Source organism: Micromonospora sp. CNZ286, assembly GCF_014207755.1.
Genome location: NZ_JACHIZ010000001.1, coordinates 6,634,269 through 6,648,145 on the forward strand (window position 1 = coordinate 6,634,269; position 13,877 = coordinate 6,648,145).

14 protein-coding genes and 2 pseudogenes are annotated in these 13,877 nt (G+C 69.3%); 3 read left to right on the top strand and 13 right to left on the bottom strand.

The features are described from left to right. Window positions 1-124 precede the first annotated feature (124 nt). Both FHX31_RS29855 and FHX31_RS29860 read left to right on the top strand, forming a co-directional pair. Window positions 125-1,018, top strand: a complete 894-nt coding sequence (locus FHX31_RS29855) for an IS5 family transposase (RefSeq protein WP_047894821.1) — start codon at window positions 125-127, stop codon at window positions 1,016-1,018. 87 nt (window positions 1,019-1,105) lie between these two features. Then, complete coding sequence (locus tag FHX31_RS29860; RefSeq protein ID WP_486481710.1) at window positions 1,106-1,819, top strand: DUF4145 domain-containing protein; 714 nt, start codon at window positions 1,106-1,108, stop codon at window positions 1,817-1,819. Window positions 1,820-2,076: 257 nt separating this feature from the next. Here FHX31_RS29860 and FHX31_RS29865 read toward each other — a convergent pair whose 3' ends face one another. The 4 genes and pseudogenes from FHX31_RS29865 to FHX31_RS29880 form a co-directional block, all read right to left on the bottom strand. After that, window positions 2,077-2,739, bottom strand: a complete 663-nt coding sequence (locus tag FHX31_RS29865; RefSeq protein ID WP_184977562.1) for a hypothetical protein — start codon at window positions 2,737-2,739, stop codon at window positions 2,077-2,079. An 84-nt stretch (window positions 2,740-2,823) separates the two neighbouring features. Continuing rightward, window positions 2,824-3,321 (bottom strand): Pycsar system effector family protein, encoded by a 498-nt coding sequence (locus tag FHX31_RS29870; protein ID WP_184977563.1) that lies wholly within the window; start codon window positions 3,319-3,321, stop codon window positions 2,824-2,826. Then, window positions 3,318-4,046, bottom strand: a complete 729-nt coding sequence (locus FHX31_RS29875) for an adenylate/guanylate cyclase domain-containing protein (RefSeq protein ID WP_184977564.1) — start codon at window positions 4,044-4,046, stop codon at window positions 3,318-3,320. The genes FHX31_RS29870 and FHX31_RS29875 overlap by 4 nt, the downstream gene beginning before the upstream one ends. A 97-nt stretch (window positions 4,047-4,143) precedes the next feature. Beyond that, window positions 4,144-4,914 (bottom strand): annotated as a pseudogene (locus FHX31_RS29880) (phosphotransferase family protein); the annotation flags it as partial. Between FHX31_RS29880 and FHX31_RS32905 the strand changes: the two are divergent. Beyond that, window positions 4,831-5,004, top strand: a pseudogene (locus FHX31_RS32905) (hypothetical protein); the annotation flags it as partial. The pseudogenes FHX31_RS29880 and FHX31_RS32905 overlap by 84 nt on opposite strands. Here FHX31_RS32905 and FHX31_RS29885 read toward each other — a convergent pair. The 9 genes from FHX31_RS29885 to FHX31_RS29925 form a co-directional block, all read right to left on the bottom strand. Continuing rightward, the gene (locus tag FHX31_RS29885) at window positions 4,983-5,462 is read right to left on the bottom strand and encodes an NUDIX domain-containing protein (RefSeq protein WP_184977566.1); all 480 of its coding nucleotides are present in this window, start codon (window positions 5,460-5,462) and stop codon (window positions 4,983-4,985) included. The pseudogene FHX31_RS32905 and the gene FHX31_RS29885 sit on opposite strands and share 22 nt — an antisense overlap. 40 nt (window positions 5,463-5,502) lie before the next feature. Next, on the bottom strand, window positions 5,503-7,080 hold the full coding sequence (locus tag FHX31_RS29890) for a hypothetical protein (protein WP_184977567.1): 1,578 nt from the start codon (window positions 7,078-7,080) through the stop codon (window positions 5,503-5,505). Next, window positions 7,077-8,093, bottom strand: a complete 1,017-nt coding sequence (locus FHX31_RS29895; RefSeq protein ID WP_184977568.1) for a glycosyltransferase — start codon at window positions 8,091-8,093, stop codon at window positions 7,077-7,079. The genes FHX31_RS29890 and FHX31_RS29895 overlap by 4 nt, the downstream gene beginning before the upstream one ends. 3 nt (window positions 8,094-8,096) lie before the next feature. After that, window positions 8,097-8,615 (bottom strand): P-loop NTPase family protein, encoded by a 519-nt coding sequence (locus FHX31_RS29900; protein WP_221488169.1) that lies wholly within the window; start codon window positions 8,613-8,615, stop codon window positions 8,097-8,099. A gap of 29 nt (window positions 8,616-8,644) precedes the next feature. Continuing rightward, complete coding sequence (locus tag FHX31_RS29905; protein ID WP_184977570.1) at window positions 8,645-9,733, bottom strand: hypothetical protein; 1,089 nt, start codon at window positions 9,731-9,733, stop codon at window positions 8,645-8,647. Beyond that, window positions 9,730-11,205 (bottom strand): protoporphyrinogen/coproporphyrinogen oxidase, encoded by a 1,476-nt coding sequence (locus FHX31_RS29910; RefSeq protein WP_486481711.1) that lies wholly within the window; start codon window positions 11,203-11,205, stop codon window positions 9,730-9,732. The genes FHX31_RS29905 and FHX31_RS29910 overlap by 4 nt, the downstream gene beginning before the upstream one ends. Before the next feature lie 163 nt (window positions 11,206-11,368). After that, window positions 11,369-12,457: a hypothetical protein gene (locus FHX31_RS29915; protein WP_184977571.1), complete on the bottom strand. Its 1,089-nt coding sequence runs from the start codon at window positions 12,455-12,457 to the stop codon at window positions 11,369-11,371. A gap of 59 nt (window positions 12,458-12,516) precedes the next feature. Continuing rightward, window positions 12,517-13,170: a GNAT family N-acetyltransferase gene (locus tag FHX31_RS29920; protein WP_184977572.1), complete on the bottom strand. Its 654-nt coding sequence runs from the start codon at window positions 13,168-13,170 to the stop codon at window positions 12,517-12,519. 24 nt (window positions 13,171-13,194) lie between these two features. Beyond that, on the bottom strand, window positions 13,195-13,875 hold the full coding sequence (locus tag FHX31_RS29925; RefSeq protein ID WP_184977573.1) for a GOLPH3/VPS74 family protein: 681 nt from the start codon (window positions 13,873-13,875) through the stop codon (window positions 13,195-13,197). Between the last annotated feature and the right edge of the window lie 2 nt (window positions 13,876-13,877).

A 13,877-nucleotide genomic window follows, 5' to 3' on the forward strand; every position in this document is an offset into this window, starting at 1 on the left:
TCCTAAGGCGTGTTTCAGAAGTCGTGGTGGCCGGTGAAGGTCGCGGCGTGGCGGTGATCGACAACTGAAGAGGTCTCCGGTATCTGGTTCTGCGACCAAGCAAGAACTTCATACCGGAGACCTCGTGGCCACCTTAGCGGTGACGAGGCGGCACGACCTCACCGACGCTCAGTGGCAGCGGCTCGCTGCGCTACTGCCGGCCGCGTCGGCGAAGGGCCGGCCGCCGAAGTGGCAGAAACGGCAGCTCATCGATGGGATCAGGTGGCGGATCCGGATCGGGTCGCCCTGGCGTGACGTCCCGGCCGAGTACGGACCCTGGCAGACGCTCTACGGCCTGTTCCGTCGCTGGCAGCGCGACGGCACCTGGGACAAGATCCTGGCCGCGTCACAGGCCGCCGGCGATGCGCAAGGCCGGATCACCTGGACGGTCAGCGTGGACTCGATGACCAGCCGCGCCCACCAACACGCCGCCGGCGCCCGCAGAGACGGCCACCTGCAGAAAGAGCCACCCGGTGGCGTGCACGACGAACCCGCCGATCACGCTCTCGGACGATCTCGCGGCGGTCTGACCACCAAGACGCATCTGGCCTGTGAGCAGGGACAGAAGGTCCTATCGATGGTCGTGACCGCCGGGCACCGTGGTGACAGCCCGCAATTCATCCCGGTCCTGCGTCGTATCAAGGTGACCCGCCTCGGGGTGGGCCGGCCCCGCACCTGCCCCGACCTGGTCCTGGCCGACAAGGCGTACACCAGCCGCGGAAACCGCGCCTACCTGCGCAAGCGCGGGATCAAGGCGTGCATCCCGAGTAAGACCGATCAAGACGCCCACCGCAAGGCCAAGGGCAGCCGCGGCGGGCGCCCGCCGAAGTTCGACCGAGACCTCTACCGGATGCGACATGCCGTCGAGAACGGCATCGCCCGGCTCAAGCGCCACCGCGGCCTGGCCACCCGCTACGACAAGTTGGCCGTCCGGTTCCAGGCCGTCCTGACCATCACCATCATCTGTGAATGGCTCTGACCGGGCTTATGAAACACGCCTTAGTGAGGCGGGCAACTCGTAGCCGCCTGGGCGGCTGCGCCTCCGGACCCGGTACGCTCGTTCGCCGTGACGTCACGACCCGTTGAGCGGCTATCGGTGGCCGCCCCCAACCTCGACACGCCGCCCACCTCGGAAGATCCGGCCGGGCCCTGTCCGAACTGTGGTCGCGTTTCCAGCTTCGGTTTCGAGAGCGAAGTGTCGGTGGGAGACGACCAGATAGCTGCATACTTGGTATGCCAGGGCTGCGGCAAGGGTTGCATCGTGGTCGAGGCGCGGTACACCGACGGCAGCCGTGTCTACCGCCAAGGGCTGCACTGGTGGCCCGTGCCGGGGGCAGCACACCTCGACCCGGCCGTCCCGACAGGTGTGGCCAATGCGTATGACGAAGGTGTGCGCTGTCTCGCCGTCCAGGCGCCTCGCGCGGCAGCAGTCATGTTCCGCTCGATGCTGGCGTTCATCGTGGCCGACAAGGGCAGCGAGCAGGCAAAGCAGAAGCGCGGGTTGAAGGCCCGCTTGGATCAGATGGCCATGGAGGGCACTCTTCATCCGAGCCTGGCGAGCTGGGCCGCCACGATCAAGGATCTCGGGAACGGCGGAGCGCATCCCGATGAGCTGCCCGAGCCGACTCAGGCCGAAGCGGAAGAGCTGGGACGGCTGTGCCGTCGGGTGATCGAGCTGGTCTACGAGATCGACGCGCGTATCGCGAGAGCGCGTAATCCAGAACCGGTGCCGCCGGGGAAGCTGTTCGTTCCCCCCACACGTTCCGGAGGCGACTTCTAGCGTCGGTCCCGCAGACACGATAGATCCCACGCCAGCGATCCCCGAGTGCGCCCGACAGGCCGTATGCCTGACGAAGACCGCGCCACCAGCTGGCCGAGTTACTCGAAAGCGACGTGCGGATCACGGACCCGGAGGCCCTGGTGTGATGCTGCGTGCCACCCCGATCGGTCTGGGGAGGTGCATCTAGGAGATCCCAGCAGCGGCGGAAGACGTTGGTGGCCAATCCCTGGGCCTGCTCTGGCTGGTGGGATCGCCGGTTAGCGAGGCCATACCACAACGCCGATTACGAAGGCCAATGAGCACAGAGCGAACAGCTGCGCGACTTGAGCCCCCATGAGGAGCGTGGCCTTCACGTCGTTCCCGTGGCGGAGCGTCCGGATCGTGTCGATGTTGAGGTAGGCGATGACGTTGCGAGCGTCGATCTCGTCATCGCCCCAGCGGTCGGTCCGCATCTGTTGAAGGTCGGCGACATCTGCGACGGTGTGCCGGTACGGCCAGCTCGCGAGGAGCCCGAACCCGGCCGCTGCTGCGAAGCTGAGGAGAGCGGCGAGGAGCGGCACGACGGCTGGTTTCGGGGCTGTGAACCTTGCTTCGCCGGCTACTACCGCGCCGATCGCTACGAGAAGCGTCACCAAGCTTCCCGACGTCTTCACGAAGGCCACGCCACGGGCATCGAATGTGCTGCGCCTTTCGCGCTCGACCTTCAGCTCAGATTCGATGAAGCTGAAGTACGTCTGCCCCTGGTTCTCGAAGCCGTCTATCTGCTCTTGTTCTCCGGCGGCTGCTTGCTCCCGCGTACCTGCACCGATGTGATCCACCCGGTGCTGGCCGGAGGCTTCGGCTTGGGCTTCGGCGTGCTTGCCGCGGGGGCGGCGGGCTTGCTTTCCCTCGGCTTGTCTGCCATTGACGCCTCTCCTCAACCCCGTTGATCCTTCCGCCTGAGCGCTCCAATGCTACCGGGCGGTCTGCTCGCGCAGCAGTTGGCGCGGTGGGACAGTGACGCCTCACGACACCATCGCTGCGATCGCTACGAGGAACGCACCGCCCACGGCGAGAGCCAACGACTCCTGGACTCGCCGGTGTTTCACGCAGGCGATCCTGCTCATCACCACCAACTGGCGGCTGAGCATGGGCAACGGGTCCAGGGTCCGCAGGGCTTGCTCAAGCGGCTCGGGCGACCAGTGCTGAAGGTGGCCGAAGTAGATGAAGTTGCTGGGCCACTCCACCGGGATGTTCTTGTTTCGGGTGCGCGGCATCACCACGAGGACCGAGAGGACCACGGACGCGGCCAGCAGACCAACTCCAGCCCAGAAGATCACGAGAGGCGCCGGGCCGCTGAGTTTCCCGAACCTCGTCCCGGAGTTCCAGAGCGCGACGGCGCCCGCCAGCACAGCTGACTCGATGGTCAGCGCGAAGCTTGCCTTGGCGTCGACCTTGCCCGTCCAATCAACCAGGGCAGCGTGAATCTTCCACGCAGTCTCGGTTGGATCAGAAGGCGTCACGGCTGCCACCACCAGGACGAGCGGTAGACCTTGATCGGGGAGCCACCTACTTCTTGGTTAAGGGGCCCCTTCCACCTGACCTCTTGATCCGGCTGTCCGTGGTTCTTGTACTTGACCTCGCTGCTGATCGAGTTGAAGACGTCGGACGTGATGTATGAGGCGTAAGGCCAGGCCCGGACGTCACTCAGCTTGGCGGCCACGTTCGGGGGCCGGCCGATCGAGACGAGGTCGTTGTCCTCGTTTCGGACACCGCCGCGCACGATCAGGGCGGGTCCGGACGCCACACCGACACAGTGCTGAAGTTGGAAGCCCTTCCTCTTGAGGGAGGGAAGTCGCTGCTCGAGAGCTGGCCAAACAACCTTCGTCACCGCCCAGTTGATGTTGAGAGCGCATCGGGCAGCGTTACTGTTCTTCGACCCGCCCATGAAGATCGCCATGACGCGATCCCCGTCGAAGCTGCGGATCTCGCCGCCGCGGAACTTGATGACCCGGCAGCTGGCGTCCAGGTATGCGCGGACGACCTTCGCGGCGGTCTTCGGGTCGAAGTCTCTCGCGAGACCCGTGGAGTTGGCCATGTCGGCATACAGGTAGACGGCGTCCACCTCAACCGCGCCGTTCTTCAAGGTAACCGTGTCCGTCGTTGGCACCACGGTGCCGGTGCGAACGTTCCAGTCTGCGTTCACCACCGCCGCCACCGCCGCGGTGATGTCTTGCGTGACGCCCATGCTGCCTCGCCTCGGTTCAACATGTTGTGCGATCCGCGACAGCGGGCAGGGGCACACGGCGGATCACGAGGGGTAGTAGCGATCAGACCAAGCAAGGTCAAAGACGATCGACACGATACATCGCCGTCTCGCGTTTCCGCTGTTCGGCCTGAACGAGAGGCCGTATGGGGTCTAGCGAAGCAGTAGCTGTGGCCCGGACCTGCGGGTCGGTGCTGAGGGCGGCGTCGGCGAGTTGGTGGATGCGGCAGTACAGGCGGAGGCGGCGTGCCGCGGTTGGGTGCGGCCGGTGGGTGAGGGAGAGCGTCTGGGTGGGGTCAGGCAGTTGGAGGCGGACTGCGAGGCGGGCCAGGTCGGATAGGGGATCGCCGTAGGCGGCGAGTTCCCAGTCGAGCAGCAGTCCTTTCGGGGTGTGGAGGAGGTGGCCGGCTTGTAGGTCGTGGTGCAGCAGTCTCGGCTCGATGTCGAGGTCGGTGGTGTCGAGTTCGCGGTGGATGGCGGCTGCGGCGAGGGCAAGGTCCGGCGCTGCGGCGGTGTAGGTGTGCAGCCGGTCGTGGAGGTAGGCGCGCCAGGTCCGGTAGCGGGGTGCGCCGGCGAGGCGGCCTGCGTGCGGGCCGGGGATGCGGTGGATGGCGGCGAGAGGTTCGGCGATCTGGTCGAGAAACTGGTCGGCGGGCACGGGTGGGGCATTGATTGCGGTTTGCGCGGTCCAGGCCGGTGTCGCGTTCGGGCCGGCGCCCAGGAGTCGGGGTGCGGGTGCGTGGTGGGCGGCGAGGAGGGTGAGGGCGGCGGCTTCGTTGGCGGCGCGGGCGCCATTGCCGTAGTGCTTGAGTACGTATGGCGTCGGCCCGTCGACGTGCCAGACTCGGTTGGCCTGGCCGGTGGTGAGGTCGTAGGCGTTTTCGGGGACTTGGCCGTCGAGTGCCGCCATGGTGGCTGTCAGGCGACGTCGCCGAGGTAGCCGGTGTGCGGGTTGCTTCCGGCGAGGGCGGCGATCGGTAGCCGCAGGGCGTGGGGCAGCAGATTGAGTTCGGGCACCTTCTCGGGCTCGACCCACTCCAGTCCGGTCTGCAGGTCATCCTTGGCGTGGCCGCTGAGCGGTCCGGGCGTTCCCTCTGGCGTGCAGTGGAAGATCGCCTCGATGCGATGCGTGTCGGCTTCGGTGTCGGCGTGTTCGTGGTTGACGCCGATGTATTCGCGTAGCCAGAGCAGGCGTGTCACCTGCACGGTCAGGCCGGTCTCTTCGTGGACCTCGCGGCGTGCGGCGGCGTCGAGGGGTTCTCCGGGGTGTTGGCCGCCGCCGGGCAGGAAGTAGCAGTCCATGCCTTCCCACGTGGCGCGTTGAAGCAGGACGCGCCCGTCGTGGATGACGACGGCTTTGGCGGAGGTGCGGATGGTCGGGGTCACGGGCTCGGCCACGAAGTGGTCTCCACTCTTGCTCGACATGGGCGGGTGGGCGTCAGCGTTCAGTCTTGCCGAAGCCGCGGTGGCGTCTTGTCAGCTTCTGAGAGATCATTTTCCAAGGGCCGGCCATCCGGACGAACGGTTGGAGCGGACTGGTGGCGATCACGGTGACCAGGTGGCTGGGGGATGCCAGCGGAAGCTGGTCGGTGGGGCGGGGCGGACGGACAGCGGCGTGCAGCGCGGGGGCGAGGGCGAGCAGCCGGGCGGTGAGCAACGGGCCGTGGACCAGGACGCCCAGGGCAGCGACGACGGCCCAAGGGGGCCCTGCCCACCAGGCGGAGGCAATGGCTGCGGCTGCCAGGGGTGCGCCGAGCAGCCAGGCGGCTTCGTCTGCCCACTCCCGTGCGATCAGGAGGGTCTTGGCCGGACGGGTGATCGCGGCGGGCAGGTGGGCGACCGCTCGAGCGTGCCGGTCGGGGCGGGCGGAGGCGGTGAAGGCGAGCGCGTGGAGGTTGGTTAGCCCGGTGGGTTCGGTGTAGGGCTCGTCCAGGACCGCGACGGTGGTAGCGGACAGGTCCGCGCCGAGCAGGGAGAGGCGGTGTCCCGTGCCCAGGTCTTCCATCGGTTCGGGGAAGCCGCCAAGCGCGCGGATGGCCGGTAGGTGGACGGCCATGCCGCAGCCCACGGCGTAGATCATGGGGCGTAGCAGCGTGCGCAGCCACCCCGGTAGCGGCGAGCAGGACAGGTGCGCGTGGAGGTGGAGACGGGCGAGTTCGATGCCGAGGGACCGTCGTAGCTGGTACACCCATTCGCCGGTGAGGAGCAGGCCGACCGGCCCGTTAGGGAAGGGGCGGCGGGCCAGCAGCGGCAGTCTCTGCTGCTGGATGAGGGCCGGAGTCTTGCCGGTCTGGGTGGCGGTTGCGGCGGCGAAGGCGTGCAGGGTGCGGGCGTCGGGGATCGCGTCGGCGTCGTAGACCACGACGAACGTGGACTCGGCGTCGCCCGTTTCGTGCCAGCCGAGCGGGCCTAGTGCTTGATGGAGGTGGTCGAGGGCGAAGTTCAGTTGGTCGGCCTTGCGCCCGCCGACGTCGGGTTGGTGCAGGTGCAGCAGCGGCAGCCGGTCGGCCGGCTGGATGGCGGCGAGGGCGGCGACGACCTCGGCGGTGGTGGGTTCGGCGTCGAACCGCTCGGTGAGAAGCGTCAGTCGTTCGGCGTGTGGGGTGGCGTTGACGTGCTCGGCGACGGCGCGGCACTGGGCGGTCGGGAAGATCCCGCGTAGGTGCTCGGGCCGCAGCGGCTGCTGGGCGGCCAGCGCTGGGAGTTGGCTGCGGTGCCGGGCGCGGGCGGTGGTTTCGCGTTCGGTGGTGATCACGACGACGGCGGCCCGACGGTGCGGGTACGTCAGGGCTGTGAAGGCGGCGATGGTTTCCGGGGCGACGCTCTGCTCGCGCAGCATCGGCAGCAGGACCACCAGCCACGGCGCCTGATCAGGCTCGATGGGCGGTGGGTCCGGCGCGGTGAGTAGCCAGCGGGCGCACGCCTCGACCGCCACGCTGACCCACAGCGCGCGGGCCACCAGGGCGACCAGCACCACGGGAACGGCTATGTGCAGCCAGATCTCGGCCGCGCTCACTGCTGTTCCAGTAGCCGGTAGATGGCTCGCATCTGGTCGGCGACGAGCGGCCAGGCGAACGTTTGCGCCTGCTTTCGGGCGGCGGTTCGCCGTGCGGCGTGATCAGAGGTGCCGGTCTCGGTGAGGATGGTCTCGACCGCGTCCGTGGCGGCGGTGGCGTCACCGGGCGGGGTGAGCACGACCGCCGGGCTGTTACCTGCGTAGTGTGAGATGCCGCCGACGTCGGTGGCGACTACGGGGGTGCCACAGGCCAGCGCCTCCAGCAGCGCATTGTTGGCGGTGGCGTCTTTCAGCGGCAGCAGCAGGACCGCCGCTTCACGGTAGAGGCTGATCAGCGTCGGCTCGCTGATGCCCTGCAGGACGCGGGCTGCCGGGTGCCAGGCGCGGCGGTGGGCCTGCCGGGTGACGACGGTCAAGTTGATGCCGTCGCCGTGCCGGCGGTGCAGGCGCTCGTGCACCGTGTCGAGGACGGTCCAGTCCCGCAACCACCAGCCGACCGTCAACACCAGCGGCCGATTGGTGGAGACGTCTTTGGCTGGGGTGAACGCGGTGGTGTCGATACCGTGCGGCACCACATGCACCCGCTCCGCAGGAACGAGGCCGGCGAAGAACTCCTGCTGGCGCGGGTCGACAGTGATGATCTGGTCGGCGTGCGCGGCAACGGCACGCCACCGGGCGGGCGGCATGAGAGCTTCCAGCCGTGCTGGGGGCCGGTGGTAGGTGACGGCGGTGGGCCCTTGACGGTGGCGGGAGAAGTAGAACTGCTCATCCCCGTACAGCACGTGCGCGGGACCGCGGGCGGCTAGAAGCGCGAGGTCGGTGGCGCAGTGCTCGACCGGGTAGAACGGCAGCGGGCAGCGGCGCCAGAGCATCTGGTGCGCGCGCCGGGCCGCTTGCTGGGCGAGGCGCCGGGTGGGCGGAGTGATCCGGCGGACCTCGGGCAGGTGGTCCAGCAGCCGGTCGTAGCCGCTGTGAGCGGCGTGCCAGGGCACACGAACAACTGAGGCGATCACGTGTCAGGCCTCCTGATGGGCGAGTAGGCCGTGGGCTCGCAGCCGGGGCGCTACGGCTGCCGGATCATCGAGGCGCAGGACCGGCAGACCGCCGGCCGTGAGCGGGTGAAGGTGTTGTTCCCAGCGGCGGCGGTGCCGGTGATGATGGGCCGGCCCCCACCACAGAATCGAGTCGCGCGAGACGAGGTGCCCGAAGGTTTCCCGGTTTCCCGCGAACAGCTCTTCCCCGGTGACGGCGCGCCGTATCGAGCGGCGGATCAACCGCGGCAGGCAGGTCCGCAGCGGCAGGTCGAGCCAGATGGTCAGCTCGGCGCGTTTCAGCAGGATCTCGGCGACGTTTCCGCCGTAGTTGCCGTCTGCTATCCACGCCGTGCCGGCGAGCGCCTGCCGCACGGCCGCGTGAAAGTCAGTTGCCGCGACAGGCGTCCATCCCGGTCCCCAGAACAGGTGATCGAGGTCGACGTGGTGCAGGCCGGTGTGCGCGGCGACAGCGGCGGCGAGGGTGGACTTGCCGGAGGCCACCGGCCCGACCACCGCGATCCGCTGAGGCATCACGCCAGGCCTTTCGTCACCGCGTCGGCGATCTCAAGCAGCAGGCGTGGGGTGCGCACGCCCACGGTCACCCTCATCACCGGCACCTTCGCGATCAGGGCCTCCAGGCAGCTCGTGCCCTGACGGCTCAACTCATCGAGGCTGCGGGTGCGCTCGGCGAACCACGGGTGGAGCCAGTCTTCGTCGTGGGGAGTGCAGCAGACAGCGGAGAGCGCCGCGCGGGCCAGCGGTAGGTCGCAGAGCGTCAGGCTCAACTTCCAGCTGTCGTCTGTGAGCTGTGGGAGGACAACGAGCCGAAGTGGGGCGCTGTCGCGCACCCGGGCGGCGAAGGCGTGGGCGAAGTCGCGCGGAGGGCACGCGGCCTTGCGGGCGTGGCCGAACTCCGGTGGTAGCCGCCGAGGCGATGGCAGGCCGTGGCGCGGGCCGAGCGCCGACAGGGTGCCGCCCGCGATGCGCACGGAGATCGGGACGCCGACCACCCGCTCGGCGTCTCCGGTGATCACGGCGCGGTCGGCGGCGATCACGTCCGCCTGGCGGTACGCGCCCAGCGCGGCCAGCACGGTGGTCTTGCCTGCCCCGGACGGGCCCGCGATCAGCACGCCGCGGCCGTCGACCGCCGCGGCGGCGGCGTGGAAGGCGGTCCAGCCGCGATCTTCGGCGCAGCGCAGGACGACCTCCCGGATGACCCGCATGGCGTACCGCTCGCCGTGTTCGGTCCCCGGGTGCAGCAGGACGTGCAGCCGGCCCTTCGCATCCCGGGCGTACAGGTGGTCCTCACGCAGGTGTGAGTCGGGGTCGGGCCGCCACCAGCGAACCCTCCCCACCTGGGAGGACCGGTACGGCTCGCCGCGGAACGGCAGCACCGACCGCGACCGGCTCGCCTGCAGGTAGGTCATCCGGGCGTAGAAGAGACCTTCATCGTGATGGACGCAGATCGACGTCAAATGTCCGCACGCCGGCGCCAGGTCTGCCCTCGGGACGAAGCTCCGGAGGTACGCGCCCTGCACGCCCCGGAACGCCTCATCCATGGCGACGCTGAAGCGATGCCCGGCAAACGAGATCAGCTCGCCGTCCGTCGTGGCGTTCACGAGCGGCTCCTGACCGCCGCCGTGACTGTGTTCCCGTCGAGCAGTTCTTCAGGTGTGCATTTCACCAGGCGGCGGGCGATGTCGATGCCCATCTTCACGGCGTGGTCCATGTTGCCGATCTCGTAGCGCCACGTGCCGAACCGCCCCCGCGGGTAGATTCCGCGCTGCTCCATCCAGGGCATCACCTCGGCCAAGGCCGCGTCGCGGCCGAGGGTGGGCACCGGGTAGGCGTACGGGATCACCTCCAGGTGGGCGCTGGCCAACGGGGCGTGAGCGGAAACGAGGCCGTGGTGGCGCAGCGCCTGGTCGCAGGCGTCGATCAACGCGGCCCTGTCGAGGTGCGTGCCTTCCGGTAGGGAGGTCTCGGTCATCCAGGAGCTGAAGATGCGGGTGTCCGAGCCGGGGACGTTCGCGGGCGCGTACTTGCTGAAGTTGGTGGCCCGGTAGAACGGCACATCTGGCTGCGGGAAGTACATCCACGACCGGACGTCGGTGGTAGGCGCCCGATAGCCGAGGCCGACCATGGCCACGGTGGTGTGGCGCAGGCGTGCGGCCTCCGCCCGCACCTGAGTCGGAGCCCCCGCCGTCATCGCCGCCAACTGGTCCAGCGGTCCGGTAGCCACCAGATGGTCGTAGGCGATGCGTTCGCCATCGGCCAAGATCACCTTCCGGGCGGCGGGGTCGACAGCGGCCACACGGGCACGGGTGCGTACACGTGAGCCGAGACGAGCGGCCAGGCGCCGGGGGATCTCCCCTGTGCCGCCGGAGATGGGGAACGCGAAGGTGGCGTTCGGCCCCCACCGGGACGGGCGTTGCACGGCGGTGGCGGTCGCGGTTTGGTCGAGGTCGACCGGTGCGACGCGTTCGGCCACCCAGGAGGAGGACATCAGCTCAGGCGGCGTGGCCCATACCTTGGTGTTGTACGGGCCGAAGAACCTCTCCACCAGCGGCGCTCCGTAGGTTGCTCGCAGCCAGGTCGCGAAGTCGGCACCTGCGACCACGCTGCCCTCCCGGGCGGCGAGGGCCAGCCCGTCGAGGCAGGCCGCCGCGTCCTGCGCGGGGAGGCGATGCACGTGCTGCTGGAAGGGGTAAGGGATCCACCGGTCGTGGAAGCGGATGAACGAGGACCGGTCGTGGCGCAGAAGCTCTCCGCTGTTGAACAGGTCGGTCAGCAGCCGGTCGAACTCCCCGAAGTGGGAGAAGACGACGTGCCCGCCCAGGTCCCAGGTGAAGCCGGCCGAGTCGGTGACGGACGAGGCGAGCCCGCCTGCGGTAGCCGCCGCCTCCAGGACGAGCCAGTCCGAGTGACCCAGCCGCGTCAGCTCGCCCGCGCAGGCCAGACCACACAGCCCTGCCCCGAGGATGACGATCCGACCAGGTGCTCGGGCCAGCGGGGGCTGCTGCGCCGGGTGGGCCGTCGCAGCGGGCTGGTCTTGTGCCAGCAGGGCGGGGCGAGCGGTGGTCAGCGACACGGCTACTCCTTCTCGAAGGGACCGGAGGCGGATCGAACGGACCAGCTGTCTGGACGTTCACGTCGATGCGGCTCAGCCGCAGGTGGCGGTTGTCGCCGACCGACGGCGCCAAGGTGCCTTCAGCCGCAGGGTGGGCCTCCCTCGCGCAGGGGCCGGTCAGCACTCACCCGTCCTCGTGGTGATGGCTCTTGGTGACGCAGTCCTGCCACATGCGGGCGAGGTGCTGGGTCATGCGGGCGGTGGCGGGGTGCCCGGGATGCTCGCGGCGGTGCGTGGCGATGGTGTCGGCGAGCAGGTTCCGGGCGGCCTGACAGTGGCCGAGGTCGTGCAGGACCAGAGCCGTAGCGGCGTGAACGGCGAGGGTTCGGTGGCCGTGCGAGCCGTCACTGCTGGCGAGGTGCTCGCCGAGCTGCCGGTAGAGGTGGTAGGCGCGTTGATGATGGCCGGCGCTGCGGTGAGCCGCGGCGAACAAGTGCAGGGCGTGCAGGCTGCGACGGTCCGTGGGTCCGTACAGGTGATCGGCGCTGTGGTGGGCGTACCCGGCCCAGGCGGTGGTGGCGTCGAGTTCGCCGAGCCGCAGGTGCAGTTCGGTCAGGAGGATGGCGGCTTCGGCATGCACCGGGTGGGGTGGGGCGGTGGCGGGGTCGATGCCGGTGAGGCTGTCGTGCAGGAGCTGCCAGGCGCGCAGCGGATCGCTGGAGGCCACGTCCCGGGCGGCGGCGACCCGCTGCGCGCGCTCGGTCTCCCACCGGTCTGCACTGCCCAGGGGGACCGCGCGCCAGGTGAGGGTGATATCGCGGGCGGTGGCGCCGACGGTGACGCGTGCCAGGACGCGGTGAGCATGCATGGCGGCCACGTATGGGGGCGTGGGTGTCCCCGCAGAGGAAGGAACGATCCGTGGCGCGTGTCGCAGAATCGCTCGACCGACATAATCGGCAATGACGACGACGTCGACTGGTTTCCGCCAGCAGTCCTTTCCGCACCGATACACCGGTGCCGCGTCGGCTGTCTCGTCCTGGGTCAGCGGTTGGCGGCACAATGTGCAGTGCAGCAGCCCAGGGAATAAAGAGATCTCCCACGGGCCGGCGCCGTCCGCCGCTCGGTCCGCCTGCTGCGCCTGTGGAGCGGTGGCTTTGGTGACCCATTTCTGCACGAGGCGGGGATCGAGGTCCAACTGGCGGGCGACGGTGGTGACGGCGCCGTACGCCTTGACGGTGCGGACGTCGGCGACGCGCTGGACGACGGCGTCCACGAGGTCGGGCGGGTATCTGCGAGGGAAGGCCATGATCTGTCCGTTGAGGGGTGGACGGGTTAGGCGTGCTGGTCTTGCCAGCGGTTGCCGACCGGCCGCGCGGGATTGATCGGCATTAGGCCGCTGGCGTGGTGGGGGTTGCGGCGCATGGGGCGCAGGCTCGGCCCGTCCGGAACGGTGAGGGGCGGGCGGGGCGTGTACCCGTAGCGCGCGAGCAGATGCTCCGTGCCTGCCGGAACAGCGGTCCAGGACGGCAGGTCGATGCGATCGAGGCGGGCGCGGTGATGGCTGAGCAGGGCGCTACCGCAGCCGATTTTCTGCCGGGTTGGGGATACGGCGAGGAACGCCAGGTGGTAGTGCGGTTCGGTGGGCTGCCGTTGCGCGATCAGGCCCTCAAGGGCGGTAATACGTTCAGCGTGTGCTCCGGCGGCCTGAACGAGGCGGGTCGGGTAGTTGGCTGGTGGCGGGATCGGTCGGTAGCGGTGAAAGCCGACGATAGCGGCGGTGCGGTCGTCGGTGAGGTGCACGTCGCCGAAGAACATCGCATGCTCCACCCACACCGCCAGGACGTCGGTTATCACCCGGCGCCGCTGCGCCGAATCCGGGACCAGCCAGGCGGCGAGCCGCCCAGCGTGCAGAGCGTCGGCGATCAACGCGGCGACGGCCTGCCTGTCTGCCCAGCGGGCAGCACGGATACGAGCACTCGAGTCCACGGTGTTGTCGTTCCCCTCGATGGTCTATCGGTAGGTGGCGGTGGCGAGGTCACCGACCGCGGCGTCGACGGCGGCGGTGATCTCCCGGATGGGGCGGTGGTGTTGGGCGGCGATGGTCTTGAGGTGGGCGGTGAGTGTGGTGGTGTCGTCGTCGAGGTAGAGGTGGTCGGCGAGGCCGAGGACGGCGACGAGTCCGGCGAGGGCGGCGGTGTGGTTGTCGGGGGGTTCGCGGCCGGCGGCGAGGTAGCGCAGGCGGGCGCGGGCGACGACGGCCCACTTGGTGTCGGTGGCGAGGTAGGCATCGGCGCGGAGCAAGCCGCCGAGGCGGCGGCGGGCGGTATGGCGCAGGATGCCGGCGGCGACGAGTCCGGCGCGGGTGCGCTCGTACAGGTCGTCGGCGAAGCTGCGCAGGAACGCCTTCACCGCCGGGGTGGTCCGGGAGTGGTGGATTGCGGCGAGGGCGGTGTCGGCGATCAGGTCACCGACCGACTGGTCGGAGTGCAGGCGTAGCCACCGGTCGGCGGCCGGGCGGTCGTCGTAGGAGTCGAGGGTGATCCGCCCGGCGAGGAACAGGTCGATCAGCACTGCGCCGGCCATGCCGAGGGCCAGGGCTTGGCGGTGCAGGTGCGGCTGGCCGGTGTCGTCGTGGTGCCCGAGCAGGAACAGCTCGTCGCGCAGCGGCAGCCGGGGTATCGAGTCACTCATGG